Source organism: Burkholderia perseverans (assembly GCF_022870505.1).
Lineage (GTDB): Bacteria > Pseudomonadota > Gammaproteobacteria > Burkholderiales > Burkholderiaceae > Burkholderia > Burkholderia plantarii.
Map to the genome: position 1 here is coordinate 3,526,438 of NZ_CP045094.1, position 12,636 is coordinate 3,539,073.

At 70.0% G+C, this 12,636-nt stretch carries 12 protein-coding genes; 7 read left to right on the plus strand and 5 right to left on the minus strand.

Annotated features, from left to right (window positions below; translation table 11 throughout):
- Positions 1-26: 26 nt before the first annotated feature.
- The 3 genes from xerD to queG all read right to left on the minus strand — a co-directional run bounded on the left by xerD (position 27) and on the right by queG (position 3,085).
- Positions 27-1,121 carry a site-specific tyrosine recombinase XerD gene (gene xerD, locus BpN12_RS30280; RefSeq protein ID WP_425306382.1) on the minus strand — a complete coding sequence of 365 codons (1,095 nt, stop codon included), beginning with the start codon at positions 1,119-1,121 and terminating at the stop codon, positions 27-29.
- Between the two features lie 203 nt (positions 1,122-1,324).
- Complete coding sequence (locus BpN12_RS30285) at positions 1,325-1,792, minus strand: methylated-DNA--[protein]-cysteine S-methyltransferase (RefSeq protein WP_246795810.1); 468 nt, start codon at positions 1,790-1,792, stop codon at positions 1,325-1,327.
- A 75-nt stretch (positions 1,793-1,867) separates the two neighbouring features.
- Positions 1,868-3,085: a tRNA epoxyqueuosine(34) reductase QueG gene (gene queG, locus BpN12_RS30290; RefSeq protein ID WP_246795811.1), complete on the minus strand. Its 1,218-nt coding sequence runs from the start codon at positions 3,083-3,085 to the stop codon at positions 1,868-1,870.
- A 17-nt stretch (positions 3,086-3,102) separates the two neighbouring features.
- Between queG and tsaE the strand changes: the two genes are divergently transcribed.
- Together tsaE and BpN12_RS30300 are read left to right on the plus strand one after the other, a co-directional pair.
- Positions 3,103-3,657: a tRNA (adenosine(37)-N6)-threonylcarbamoyltransferase complex ATPase subunit type 1 TsaE gene (gene tsaE / locus BpN12_RS30295; RefSeq protein WP_246795812.1), complete on the plus strand. Its 555-nt coding sequence runs from the start codon at positions 3,103-3,105 to the stop codon at positions 3,655-3,657.
- On the plus strand, positions 3,639-5,159 hold the full coding sequence (locus BpN12_RS30300; protein WP_246795813.1) for an N-acetylmuramoyl-L-alanine amidase: 1,521 nt from the start codon (positions 3,639-3,641) through the stop codon (positions 5,157-5,159). The genes tsaE and BpN12_RS30300 overlap by 19 nt, the downstream gene beginning before the upstream one ends.
- Before the next feature lie 98 nt (positions 5,160-5,257).
- Here BpN12_RS30300 and BpN12_RS30305 read toward each other — a convergent pair whose 3' ends face one another.
- Entirely contained in the window at positions 5,258-6,130 is an 873-nt protein-coding gene (locus BpN12_RS30305; RefSeq protein WP_246798044.1) for an EamA family transporter, read from the minus strand.
- A gap of 138 nt (positions 6,131-6,268) precedes the next feature.
- Here BpN12_RS30305 and BpN12_RS30310 point away from each other — a divergent pair, with 138 nt between their 5' ends.
- Together BpN12_RS30310 and trxA are read left to right on the plus strand one after the other, a co-directional pair.
- A complete protein-coding gene (locus BpN12_RS30310; RefSeq protein ID WP_246795814.1) occupies positions 6,269-7,150 on the plus strand; it encodes a pirin family protein in 882 nt (293 codons plus the stop codon).
- A 91-nt stretch (positions 7,151-7,241) separates the two neighbouring features.
- Positions 7,242-8,090 (plus strand): thioredoxin, encoded by an 849-nt coding sequence (gene trxA, locus BpN12_RS30315; protein ID WP_246795815.1) that lies wholly within the window; start codon positions 7,242-7,244, stop codon positions 8,088-8,090.
- Positions 8,091-8,195: 105 nt separating this feature from the next.
- On the opposite strand, the gene tcdA is transcribed toward trxA, so the two are convergent.
- Positions 8,196-9,056, minus strand: coding sequence for a tRNA cyclic N6-threonylcarbamoyladenosine(37) synthase TcdA (gene tcdA / locus BpN12_RS30320; RefSeq protein WP_246795816.1), 861 nt, complete (start codon positions 9,054-9,056; stop codon positions 8,196-8,198).
- Positions 9,057-9,200: 144 nt separating this feature from the next.
- Between tcdA and pdxH the strand changes: the two genes are divergently transcribed.
- The 3 genes from pdxH (at position 9,201) to BpN12_RS30335 (ending at position 12,603) form a co-directional block, all read left to right on the plus strand.
- Positions 9,201-9,845, plus strand: coding sequence for a pyridoxamine 5'-phosphate oxidase (gene pdxH / locus BpN12_RS30325; protein ID WP_246795817.1), 645 nt, complete (start codon positions 9,201-9,203; stop codon positions 9,843-9,845).
- A gap of 157 nt (positions 9,846-10,002) precedes the next feature.
- The gene (locus BpN12_RS30330; RefSeq protein WP_246795818.1) at positions 10,003-11,223 is read left to right on the plus strand and encodes an SAM-dependent methyltransferase; all 1,221 of its coding nucleotides are present in this window, start codon (positions 10,003-10,005) and stop codon (positions 11,221-11,223) included.
- 30 nt (positions 11,224-11,253) lie between these two features.
- Positions 11,254-12,603: a DUF72 domain-containing protein gene (locus tag BpN12_RS30335; RefSeq protein ID WP_246795819.1), complete on the plus strand. Its 1,350-nt coding sequence runs from the start codon at positions 11,254-11,256 to the stop codon at positions 12,601-12,603.
- The last annotated feature ends 33 nt before the right edge of the window (positions 12,604-12,636 follow it).

Sequence of the window (12,636 nt, forward strand, 5' to 3'; positions counted from 1 at the left end):
AATCGCTGACGCCAGCCCAAGCCGCCTCAGCCGCGCGGATGATGCGCGGCGTGCAGCGTCCTCAGCCGCTCGCGTGCGACGTGCGTGTAGATCTGCGTCGTCGAGATGTCGCTGTGGCCAAGCAGCATCTGCACCACGCGCAGGTCGGCGCCGTGGTTGAGCAGATGCGTCGCGAACGCGTGCCGCAGCGTGTGCGGCGACAGGTGCGCGCGGATCTCGGCGCGCGTCGCGTGGCGCTTGATGATGTTCCAGAACTGCTGGCGCGTCATGCCTTCGCCGCGCGCGGTCACGAACAGCGCGTCCGAGGCGCGCGCGCCGAGCAGCGCCGGGCGCGCCTCGCGCAGGTAGCGCTCGATCCAGCCGTGCGCGACCTCGCCGAACGGCACCAGCCGCTCCTTCGAGCCCTTGCCCATCACGCGCACCACGCCGTCGTTGAGGCCGATCTCGACGGTCTTCAGCGTGACGAGTTCGCTCACGCGCAGCCCGCTCGCATACATCAGCTCGAGCATGGTGCGGTCGCGCAGTCCAAGCGCGGTCTCGACGTCGGGCGCCGCGAGCAGCGCCTCGACCTGCGCCTCCGACAGCGTCGACGGAAACCGCGCCGGCTGCTTCGCGGACAGGATGCGCAGCGTCGGATCGGTCGCCGCGCGGTGCTCGCGCAGCGCCCAGCCATAGTAGCGGCGGAACACCGACAGGCGCCGGTTCGACGAGGTGGCCTTGCCGTCGCTGCGCGCCGCGATGTAGCCCGTCAGCATCGCCTCGTCCACGGCGTCGACACTCGCACCGTGCGCGGCCGCGAGCCATTGCGCGAACAGCGTCAGGTCGCGCCGGTAGGCATCGAGCGTGTTCTGCGACAGGCCGTGTTCGAGCCAGAGCGCATCGCAGAACAGATCGATCGAGGTCCGGCTCGCCTCGCGCTCGGGGCTGCCGCCGAGCGGATCGCCGCCGTCGGCCGGCTCGTCGCCGGCACCGGGCCCGGCCGGCGGCTCCGCCGCCGCGCGCGGCTTGCTGTCCGCCGCGCCACGCAGCTTGCCCGCCGTTGCCGGCGCCGCGGCGGCGCCCTTCGTGCCCTTCGTGCCCTTCGTGCCCTTCACACCCTTCACGGCCTTCGTGTCCTTCATGTCCTTCGTGCCCTTGGCACGCTTCGCGTCGCCGGCCGCCTCGCCGGCAGCCACGCCGATCGTACCTTTGGCGCCCACGGTCGCCAAAGGCGCGCCACCCTCTCCACCGGGCGACGCCGCAGCGTCGTCGCCCGCGCCGGACACCTGCGCCTCGCGCGGCTCATCCACCGGCACGCCGGTCTGTTCGTCGATCTGCATCGCCATCAGTAGCGGATCCCTTCATGCGCGAGCAGCCAGCGCTTGATCTTCAGGAAATAACCTTCGTCGTCGTGATTCGAGAAGCCGCCGATGCCGCTCGACGCGACGATGCGATGGCACGGGATCACGAGCGGAAACCAGTTCGCGCCGCAGGCCTGGCCGACCGCGCGCGGCGCGCTGCCGATCCGCTTCGCGAGCTGGCCGTAGGTCACCACATTGCCGGGCGGCACCTCGCGGATCGCCTGCCAGACGCGCTGCTGGAATGCCGAACCGACCTCGGCGAGCGGCAGCGTGAAGCGCGCCGAGGCCCGCTCGAAATAACGCTCGATCTGCTTCGCGGCGCGCCGCGCGAGCGCGTTGTCGGGCGCCACGGCGCGCACCGAATCGGGCAGATAGACGAGCTCGCGCACCACGTTCCCTTCGGTGCGAATGCCGATCCTGCCGAACGGCGCGTCGATCACTGCATTGAACATCACGGTCTCCCGAAGCGCGGCCGGTGCCGCGCGATCCCCGCCCATCCATTCGTCCACCGCCGCGCCATGCCGCCGTCAGGCCGCCCGCAGCGCCCATTCCACATGTTCGCGCACGAGCGCCGAGGCATCGTCGGCGCGTGCCGAGAGCGCCACCACGATCGCCGCGCGCGCTTCGTCGGTCACGCGCCCGGCCGGCGCACGCAGCGCGTTGCCGAGCCCGACCGCCAGATTGCGCAGCCAGCGTTCATAGCCGATGCGCCGGATCGCGCTGCCCTGCATGCGCTCGTCGAATTCCGTCGCGCTCCAGCCGAACAGCTCGACGAGCGAGGCCCGGTCGAGCCCGTGGCGCACGTCGAAATCGGCCACCGGCGCGGCCTGCGCGAACTTGTTCCAGGGGCAGACGAGCTGGCAGTCGTCGCAGCCATACACGCGATTGCCGATCAGCGGGCGCATCGCTTCCGGAATACTGCCTTTCAGTTCGATCGTCAGGTACGAGATGCAGCGCCGCGCATCGACGCGAAACGGTTCGACGATCGCCGCCGTCGGGCAGGCGTCGAGACAGCGCGTGCAGCTGCCGCAATGCGCGCCCGGCGTTTCGGGCGCGGCCTCGGGGTGCAGCTCGGCGTCGGTCGGCAGCGGCACGTCGACGAAGATCTCGCCGAGGAAGAACAGCGAGCCGGCGTCGCGCTGCAGCAGCAGCGTGTGCTTGCCGCGCCAGCCGTTGCCGGCCTTCTGCGCGAGTTCGACCTCGAGCACCGGCGCCGAATCGGTGAACACGCGATAGCCGAACGGGCCGATCTCGGCCTCGATGCGCTCGGCCAGCGTCTGCAACCGATTGCGCAGCACCTTGTGATAGTCGCGCCCGCGCGCGTAGATCGACACCACCGCCGCGGCCGGGTCCTCGAGCCGCGCGAGCTCGTGCGCGCGCCAGCCACCCGCATCCGACGCGGCGCCGTCGGCCATCGTGGCGGCCGGCAGATAGGCGAGCCGCGCCGAGATCACACGTCGCGTACCGGCCACAAGTTCGGCCGGGCGCGCGCGTTTCATGCCGTGTTTGGCCATATAATCCATTTCGCCGTGGCAACCGGCTTCCAGCCAGGCGGCGAGCCCCGCTTCGGCATCCGAGAGATCGGTATCGCTGATGCCGATCGCCCCGAAACCCAGTTCGCGCCCCCAGGCCCGGATGCGCTGCGCAAGCGCCTCCAGCGCCGCATCATCGAGGCGGCCCCACGCGGCGCCGTCGCTTTGCGAAGCGGGCGCGTCGATCACGGCGAGTTCCGGTTTACGGTTCATCGCGCTATTTTACGAGAATGCCCGCGCAGCCCAGCCATCCGAACGCCGTGTCCGTCCCCGCCGCACCGCTGGCCGAGCGCCGCTTCGCGCTCCCCGACGAGGCCGCGACCGCCGCGTTCGGCGAGCGCTTCGCGCAGGCGCTCGACGCCGTGCGCGCGCAAGCCGTGGCGCAACACGCGTTCACCGGCCTGCAGATCCAGCTCGCGGGCGACCTCGGCGCCGGCAAGACCACGCTGGTCCGCGCGATCCTGCGCGGCCTCGGCCACGCCGGCCGCGTGAAGAGTCCCACCTACACGCTCGTCGAGCCCTACGTGATCGCGCGCGAAAACGGGGAACTCACGGTCCATCATTTCGATCTCTACCGATTCAGTGATCCGGCCGAATGGGCGGACGCGGGCTTTCGCGAATATTTCAACGCCGGTGCGATCTGCCTCGTCGAATGGCCGCAGCAGGCCGGTACCCTGCTCGGCGTGCCGGATCTCGTGTTCGCGCTCGATGTCGACGGCGACGGCCGCCGGCTCGACGCGCGGGCCTACAGTGCTTCAGGAAACGCATGTCTCGAAAGATGTTGATCAAACCGTTCCGGTCGATCGAATCGGCCGCCACCGTCACCCACAACTGGCGGCGCCGGCAGGTGCTCGTCGCGGGCGCCTCGACGCTCGTGCTCGGGCTGGTCGCGCCGAGCCTGGCGCGTGCGTCGTCGGTGCTCGGCGTGCGGGTCTGGCCCGCGCGCGACTACACGCGCGTGACGATCGAATCCGACCAGCCGCTGCAGGCGGCCCAGCAGCTGCTGCAAGGCCCCGACCGGCTGGTGGTCGACCTCGACGGGCTCGACCTCGACCAGGCGCTGCGCGAGCTGGTCTCGAAGATCGCGCCGAACGATCCGCAGATCCAGTCGGTGCGCGTCGGCCAGTACCAGCCGCACGTGGTGCGCATGGTGTTCGACCTGAAAGGTTCGGTGAAGCCGCAGATGTTCACGCTGCCGCCGGTCGGCTCGTATCGCTACCGGCTGGTGTTCGACCTGTATCCGGCCGTCGCGCCCGATCCGCTGTCGGACCTGATCGCGCAGACCGAGCACAAGGAACAGCAGCTGAACGACTCGGTGCGCGCGCAGCAAGCGCAGCCGCCGCAGGCAGCGCTGAACGGCCCCGGCACGCCGCCGCCCGCGAGCGGCGACGGCAGCGACGCGTTCTTCCAGCGCTTCGCGCAGAACGCGCCGCCCGCGGCGCGGCCCTCGCCCGCCGCGCCGTCGAGCCCGGCCAGGCCCGCCATCAAGCCGCCGCCAGCGGTCGCGAAGCAGGACGACGATGACGACACCGACTCGTCCTATGCGCTCACGGCGCCGAAGGGCAAGAACGGCACGGTGCGGCTGCTCACCGTCGCGATCGATCCGGGCCACGGCGGCGAGGATCCCGGCGCGATCGGCGGCGGCGGCACCTACGAGAAGCACGTCGCGCTCGACATTGCCAAGCGGCTGCGCGCGAAGATCGACGGCGCGCCGAACATGCGCTCGATGATGACGCGCGACAACGACTTCTTCGTGCCGCTGAACGTGCGCGTGCAGAAGGCGCGGCGCGTCGGCGCCGACCTGTTCGTGTCGATCCACGCCGACGCGTTCACCACGCCGCAGGCACACGGCTCGTCGGTGTTCGCGCTGTCCGACCACGGCGCGACCAGCGCCGCCGCGCGCTGGATGGCGAACAAGGAGAACTCGTCGGACACGATCGGCGGGATCAACGTGAAGACGCAGGACGTGTCGGTGAACCGCGCGCTGTTCGACATGTCGACCACGGCACAGATCCGCGACTCGCTGCGCTACGGCAACTTCGTGCTGAAGGAAGTCGGCACCATCAACAAGCTGCACAAGGGCTCGGTCGAGCAGGCCGGCTTCGCGGTGCTGAAGGCGCCCGACATTCCGTCGATCCTGGTCGAGACCGCGTTCATCAGCAATCCGGAAGAAGAGCGGCGCCTCAACGACGACGCCTATCGCGAGCAGATGGCCGACGCGATCTTCCGCGGCATCAAGCGCTACTTCGCGGCGAATCCGCCGCTCGCGAAAAGCCGGATGGCCTGAGCGGCAGCTTCACGGCCTCGCCGCCACGCCAAACGCAAAGGCCCCGCATCGCGGGGCCTATTTCCTTGCAGCATCCGGCGCGGCGCCGATGGCGCCCTTCAGGCCGCGCGCCGCACGAGCCGGCCGCCGAACACGTTGACCACCAGCCCCCCCATCACCAGCAGGGCGCCGAGGTATTCGGCGCCGCTCATCCGTTCGCCGAGCAGCAGCGCCGACGAGGCGATGCCGACCACCGGCACCACCAGCGAGAACGGCGCGACCTGCGCCGCCGGATAGCGCGACAGCAGGCGCCCCCACAGCGCGTAGCCGACCAGCGTGGCGACGAATGCGAGATAGACGATCGCGAAGATCGACGCGCCCGACAGCGCGCCGAGCGCGGCCTCGATCCGCGCCGGGCCCTCGAGCGCGAGCGACAGCGCGAAGAACGGCAGCGGCGGCACCAGGCTGCCCCACACCACCAGCGGCACCAGCTCCACCTTGCCGATCCGCTTCGTGACGATGTTGCCGAGCGCCCACGACGCGGCCGCGCAGATGGTCAGCGCGAAGCCGGCCAGCGTCATTGCCCCGCCGCTTTGCGCGGCGATCGTCACGAGCCCGAGCGCGGCGATCGCGAGGCCCGTCAGGTTCCAGACCCGCACGCGCTCGCCGAGGAACACCCGCGCGAAGCCGAGCGTGAAGAACGCCTGCGCCTGCAGCACCAGCGAGGCCACTCCGGCCGGCATGCCGACGTTCATCGCGGTGAACAGGAACACGAACTGCGCGAGCAGGATGGTCGCGCCGTACAGCACCAGCATGCGCAGCGGGATACGCGGCCGAGGCACGAAAAACACCGCCGGCAGCGCCGCGAGCGTGAAGCGCAGCGCGCCGAGCAGCATCGGCGGCACGCCGTGCAGGCCCACCTTGATCACGACGAAATTGACGCCCCACGCGACGATCACCACCAGCGCGAGCAGCAGGTCCTTCATGGCCATCATCGCGTCATCTCCTCCGTTATCCCGATTGCACGAAACCGGCAGTGTAACGGCTGCGGCAACCTGTCGCCGCGCTTTCCGCGAGCCCGATACAATGAGCGCAATTCCAGTCCGTCCCCAGCCAGCCCCCCGACCACCATGAGCGATTCGATCCGAGCGGTCCTGAAACCGCATGTCCGCGACATCGGCAACCTGCAGGTGCGCCGCACGCTGCCCGCGATGGCCGCGCGCCTCGTCGGCCCGTTCATCTTCTTCGACCACATGGGGCCGGCCGAACTGCCGCCCGGCAGCGGCCTCGACGTGCGCCCGCACCCGCACATCGGCCTCGCCACGGTCACCTACCTGTTCGACGGCGCGATCCTGCACCGCGACAGCCTCGGCTCGGTGCAGACCATCGTGCCCGGCGACGTGAACTGGATGACGGCGGGGCGCGGCATCGTCCACTCCGAGCGCACGCCCGCCGAAGTCCGCGAGCGCGGCCAGACCATCCACGGCATCCAGACCTGGGTGGCGCTGCCGCTCGAACACGAGACCACCGAGCCCGCGTTCGAGCACCATCCGGCCGCGACGCTGCCGAAGCTCGCGCGCGACGGCGTCGCGCTGACCGTGATCGCCGGCGACGCGTTCGGCCTCGTCTCGCCCGTCACCACGTTCTCGCGCACGCTCTACGCGGCCGCCGAGTTCGCCCCCGGCGCGACGCTCGCGTTCGACGCCGATCACGAGGAACGCGCCGTCTACCTGGTGGCGGGCGACCTGACGATCGACGGCACGCCGCTCGACGCGGAACAGATGGCCGTGCTCACGCCCGGCGCGGCGGTCTCGCTCGCGAGCCGCGGCGGCGCGCGCCTGATGCTGCTGGGCGGCGCGAAGCTGGCCGGCGAGCGCTTCATCGAGTGGAATTTCGTGGCGAGCAGCCGCGAGGCGATCGAGCGCGCGAAGACGGCCTGGACCGAGCAGACGATGGGCGGCGTGCCGGGCGAGACCGACTGGATTCCGCTGCCCGAGCGCAAGACGCATTGAACTCCGGGGCGCGCCGGCGGCCGGCGCGCCTGCATTGAAAGATCCGGCTTCGGCCCCATCTACGCGATTAATCCGATCCACGAGGACCTCCATGGAAACCACGCTCGCCACCTTCGAACGCGACGTCATCGAAGCATCGCTCGACGCCCCGGTACTCGTCGACTTCTGGGCGCCCTGGTGCGGCCCGTGCAAGACGCTCGGCCCGCTGCTCGAACGCCTCGAGGCCGACTACGCGGGGCGCTGGAAACTCGTCAAGGTCAACGTCGACGAGAACCAGGAACTCGCCGCGCATTTCCAGACGCGCAGCATCCCGCACGTGATCGCGTTCGCCGACGGCCGTGCCGTCGACCAGTTCATCGGCGTGCTGCCCGAAGGCCAGATCCGCGCCTTCATCGACCGCCTGCTGCCGTCGCCCGACGACGCCGAGCGCCGCGCCGCGCAGATCGCGCTGTCCGAGGAACGCTACGACGACGCCGTCACGCACCTGCAGTCGGCGCTCGCGCTGAACCCGGGCCAGGACGACATCCGCCTCGACCTGATCGAGCTGCTGCTGGCCATCGATCGCGTCGAGGCCGCGCGCGACGAGGCCACGCGCCTCTCGCCGCAGACCGTGAACGGCGTGGACCCGCGCTACCACGCGATCAAGACGCGCTTCGACTCGCTCGACGCCGCTGTCGAGCTGCCGCCGACCGACGCGCTGGAAGCCCGCATCGCCGCCGACGGCAACGATCTCGAGGCGCGCTTCGATCTCGCCCAGATGTTGATCGCGCACCGCGTCTACGAAGGCGCGCTGGTGCAGCTGCTCGAGATCGTCAAGCGCGACCGCGCGTTCAAGGACGACGTCGGCCGCAAGACCATGGTGTCGGTGTTCGAGCTGGCCGCCGACCAGCCGAACCTGGTCTCCGCGTGGCGCCGCAAGCTCAGCGCGCTGCTGTACTGAGGCGCCGGCGCGGCCGGCCATCGGCTGCCGAAGGCAAAACGGGCGCGTGCCGTCGTGGCACGCGCCCGTTTTTTTCGCCGCCGGTTGCGGCGGTCATCTCGCCCGTTACCGCGCCGCGCCCGCCGCGAGCGCGCGCAGCGCATGCGCGGCGGCCGCGAACCCGAAGCTCGCCGTCACGCACACGCTCGACCCGAAGCCGGCGCAGTTGAGCCCGGCCGGCCCGCCCGTGCCGGCCACGTCGCCGGCCGTCGCGTCGTCGATCTCGCAGGCGGCCGCCTCCGGATAGATCAGCGGCTCGTCCGAGTAGACCGCGCTGACCTTGAACTTCGCCTTCGGCCCGCGCGGGAAGCCGTGCTGCTTGCGCAGCTGCGCGCGCACCTTCGAGAGCAGCGGATCCTGGATCGTCAGCGCCAGGTCGTCGATGCGGATCCGCGTCGGGTCGAGCTGGCCGCCGGCGCCGCCCACCGTCACGAGCGGCTGGCCGCGCGCGACGCACCAGGCGATCAGCGCCACCTTGGTGCGCACGCTGTCGATCGCGTCGATCACGTAGTCGAAGCCACCGCCGAGCAGCGCGTCGAGGTTCTCGACCTCGACGAAATCCTCCACGCGATGCACGCGGCAGGCCGGATCGATCAGCGCGATCCGTTCGGCCATCGCGTCCACCTTGGCCTTGCCGTAATTGCCGTCGAGCGCGTGGATCTGGCGGTTCGTGTTGCTTTCCGCGATATTGTCGAGATCGATCAGGGTCAGGTTGCCGATCGCGCTGCGCGCGAGCGCTTCGGCCGTCCACGAGCCGACCCCGCCGATGCCGATCACGGCCACGTGCGCGCGTTCGAACGCGGCCAGCGCGTCGGGCCCGTACAGGCGCGAGACGCCGCCAAAGCGCCGCGCCCGATCCGGGTCAAAATGTCCCGCCGGGCCAGGAGTAAGATCGGCTTGCGTCGTGACGACGTCGATTCGGGCCATGCTGAGGTAAGTGAAATGAAAGCGGCCTGGCCGCGAAAGCGCCTATTTTGCCTGATCGGCGCGGTGTCGGCCGGGCGTGTCGTCTCGACGCATGATTTTGCATCCTTGGCTATACTGGCCCCAGATTGAAGGGTTCGCATAAAAATGACTTCTCTCGCTGATCTCCGTATCAACTATTCCCGCGCGTCGCTCGATGAGCACGACGTGGCATCCGATCCGTTCCGGCAATTCGACAAGTGGCTCAACGAGGCGCTCGACGCCAAGCTGCCCGAGCCGAACACGATGACGCTCGCGACCGCGGACGCCGCCGGACGCCCGTCCGCGCGCATCATGCTGATCAAGGGCGTGGACCAGCGCGGCTTCGTGTTCTTCACGAACTACGAGAGCCGCAAGGGCCACGAGATCGAGGCGAACCCGCACGCGGCGCTGCTGTTCTACTGGATCGAGCTGGAGCGCCAGGTGCGCATCGAAGGCTGCCTCGAAAAGATCGCCGCCGAGGAAAGCGATGCCTATTACGCGTCGCGTCCGGTCGGCTCGCGGCTCGGCGCCTGGGCGTCGGCGCAGAGCACCGTGATCGCCGACCGCGCCGTGCTGGAAACGCGCGAACGCGAAGCCCGCGAGCGCTACGGCGATAACCCGCCGCGCCCGCCGCACTGGGGCGGCTTCCGGGTCGTGCCGGCATCGATCGAGTTCTGGCAGGGCCGGCCGTCGCGGCTGCATGATCGCCTGCGCTACACGCGCGACGCCGGCGCCCCCGATCGCTGGGTGGTCGAACGCCTCTCGCCCTGATGCGCTGATCGTCCGCGCCTGCGCCACCCCACCGGTCCGCCCCGGGCTTCTCCGCGGCCTTCCGTGTTTCGGTTTGCATGACGGCCCGCCGCCTCGCCGCGGCGGACCGGAACAATGACTTGGCTGTATTCATTTCAACAGGCAACGGAGAATCCAAATGTTCTGGGAAAAGAAGCTGGCACAGTGGGCGGACGAAGTACGGGAAAAGGCGAACCTGCCGGCGCGCCTGGTGCTCTGGAACGGCGATCAGCATGACTTCGGCACCTTCAGCGCGCCGGACGTCACGCTGAAGGTCAACAGCGCCTCGGCGCTGCCGCTGCTGCTCGAACCGAGCCTCGACAATCTCGGCGAGGCCTACGTGAAGGGCAAGATCGACATCGAGGGCCGGCTGCCCGACATCATCAACATCGGCTATTCGCTCGCGCGCAATACCGTCACGAACGCGAGCAAGCTCGCGCGCGTGACGCGCTACTTCAGCCACACCAAGAACTCGGACAAGAAGTCGATCCAGTATCACTACGACGTCTCGAACGAGTTCTACCAGCTTTGGCTCGACGAGAACATGGTCTATTCCTGCGCCTACTTCGAGAACGGCGACGAGGATCTCGCCACCGCGCAGATCAAGAAGATCGACCACATCCTGACCAAGATCCAGCTGCAGCCGGGCCAGCGCCTGCTCGACATCGGCTGCGGCTGGGGCGCGCTGGTGCTGCGCGCCGCGCAGAAGTTCGGCGCGCGCTGCGTGGGCGTCACGCTCTCGCAGAACCAGTTCGACCTCGCCACCGAGCGCGTCAGGCAGGCCGGCCTCGAGAACCAGATCGAGATCCGCCTGCAGGACTACCGCGACGTGGACGGCCAGTTCGACCGGATCACCAGCGTCGGCATGTTCGAGCACGTCGGCCGCAAGAACCTGCCCGGCTATTTCACCAAGGTGCGCGAGCTGCTGGCCGACGACGGCGTCGCGATGAACCACGGCATCACCTCGACGGACGCCGACAGCGGCGAGACCGCGCTCGGCGGCGGCGAATTCATCGACCGCTACGTGTTCCCGGAAGGCGAGCTGCCGCACATCGGCCTCGCGCTCGAATCGGCGCAGCGCGGCGGCCTGGAAGTGGTTGACGTCGAAAGCCTGCGGCGGCACTATGCGCGCACGCTCGACCTCTGGACCGACAACTTCGAGGCAAAGGCCGACGCGGCGAAGCAGCTCGTCGACGACGAGAAGTTCCGGATCTGGCGCGTCTATCTCGCCGGCTGTGCCTACGCGTTCGAGAACGACGACGTGTCGATCTATCAGCTCGTCTGCCGCAAGGCCGGCCGCAGCGCGAAAACGCTGCCGTGGTCGCGACGCTACATCTACGAGAACCCGCTGCCGCGCTGACGGCGGCGCCTGACGACGCAATGACCATGCATGGGTGACGGCAGCACGCGGCGCGACGCCGCGCGAACGACGAAGCACGACGAGGCGCCGCGCGACGCCGAACAGTTCGATCTGTTCGGCGCGCCGCTGCCCGAGCCTGCTGCCGGGCCCACGGCCGATGACGCAGCGCCTGCCACCGCGGGCCGCTCCGACGACGTGGATGACATACCGGCCGGTTCGTCCCCGCCTCCCGCTCTCTCAAGCCACCCCGCGCCCGCCGAAAACGAAGCGGCATCGCCCGCCTCGCTGTGGGGCGACGAGGCACTGCCACCCCCGCCCGCATCCGCCGCTTCCGGCACCGCCGCCGGCCAGCCCGCCGCCGCGCCGCGCCGTTCGCGCAAACGCGGCGTGGCGCGCGCCGCGATCAGCGACGAGGTCGCCGCGACCGCGGCCGCGCTGCCACCGAACGTGCGGCTCGGCACCTCGACCTGGTCGTTTCCGGGCTGGAACGGCATCGTCTACGGCGACGACTACTCCGCGCAGAAGCTCGCTCGCGACGGACTCGACGCCTACGGCGCGCATCCGCTGCTCAAGAGCGTCAGCATCGACCGCTCGTTCTACGCGCCGCTGTCGGTGGCCGAGTACCTGCGCTACGCGCAGCAGGTACCCGACGATTTCCGCTTCGTCGTGAAGGCGCCGGCCTCGGTCACCGACGCCGTCGTGCGCGGCCCGCGCGGCGAGCCGGCCGGACCGAACCCGGCGTTCCTCGACGCGCGCATCGCCACCGACGATTTCGTGCGCCCCTGCCTCGACGGCCTCGGCCGCAAGGCCGGCGCGCTGGTGTTCCAGTTCTCGCCGCTGCCCGACGCGCTGCTGGCCGATCCGGCCGCGCTGATCGAGCGGCTCACGGCGTTCTTCGCGGCGCTGCCGCCGCTGCCATCGCCATCGGCAGAAAGCGGCGAGGCCGACGGCCCGCGCTATGCGATCGAGATCCGCGACGCGAGCCTGCTCACGCCGCGCTTCATCCGCGCGCTCGCCGCGGCCCGCGTGCGCTACTGCGTCGGCCTGCACGCGCGGATGCCGGACCTGCTGCGGCAGGCGGCGGCGCTCGCGCTGCTCGACGGCGACGTGCCCGGCCCGCTGGTGGTGCGCTGGAGCCTGCACGGCGGCTTCAAGTACGAGCAGGCGAAGGCGAAATACGATCCGTTCGACCGGCTCGTCGACGAGGACCCGCAGACGCGCCACGCGCTCGCCGACCTGGCCGCGCGCTACGTGCTGGCCGGCCAGCCGGTGCTGATCACCATCAACAACAAGGCGGAAGGCTCGGCGCCGCTGTCGTGCATCGAGCTGGCCAGGGCGATCAGCGCGGCGATCGAACGGCTGCGCGCGGACCCGGCCTGAGACACGTGCCTTGCGGCGCGGCGCGGCTCGACA

What these genes read in the sequence shown, in the direction of transcription:
- BpN12_RS30330 (WP_246795818.1), top strand. Translation starts at nt 10,003, where the DNA reads ATGTTCTGGGAAAAGAAGCTGGCACAGTGGGCGGACGAAGTACGGGAA.
- trxA (WP_246795815.1), top strand. Translation starts at nt 7,242, where the DNA reads ATGGAAACCACGCTCGCCACCTTCGAACGCGACGTCATCGAAGCATCG.
- tsaE (WP_246795812.1), top strand. Translation starts at nt 3,103, where the DNA reads ATGCCCGCGCAGCCCAGCCATCCGAACGCCGTGTCCGTCCCCGCCGCA.
- xerD (WP_425306382.1), bottom strand. Translation starts at nt 1,121, where the DNA reads ATGAAGGACACGAAGGCCGTGAAGGGTGTGAAGGGCACGAAGGGCACG.
- BpN12_RS30305 (WP_246798044.1), bottom strand. Translation starts at nt 6,130, where the DNA reads ATGGCCATGAAGGACCTGCTGCTCGCGCTGGTGGTGATCGTCGCGTGG.
- pdxH (WP_246795817.1), top strand. Translation starts at nt 9,201, where the DNA reads ATGACTTCTCTCGCTGATCTCCGTATCAACTATTCCCGCGCGTCGCTC.
- tcdA (WP_246795816.1), bottom strand. Translation starts at nt 9,056, where the DNA reads ATGGCCCGAATCGACGTCGTCACGACGCAAGCCGATCTTACTCCTGGC.
- BpN12_RS30300 (WP_246795813.1), top strand. Translation starts at nt 3,639, where the DNA reads ATGTCTCGAAAGATGTTGATCAAACCGTTCCGGTCGATCGAATCGGCC.
- BpN12_RS30335 (WP_246795819.1), top strand. Translation starts at nt 11,254, where the DNA reads ATGGGTGACGGCAGCACGCGGCGCGACGCCGCGCGAACGACGAAGCAC.
- BpN12_RS30285 (WP_246795810.1), bottom strand. Translation starts at nt 1,792, where the DNA reads ATGTTCAATGCAGTGATCGACGCGCCGTTCGGCAGGATCGGCATTCGC.
- queG (WP_246795811.1), bottom strand. Translation starts at nt 3,085, where the DNA reads ATGAACCGTAAACCGGAACTCGCCGTGATCGACGCGCCCGCTTCGCAA.
- BpN12_RS30310 (WP_246795814.1), top strand. Translation starts at nt 6,269, where the DNA reads ATGAGCGATTCGATCCGAGCGGTCCTGAAACCGCATGTCCGCGACATC.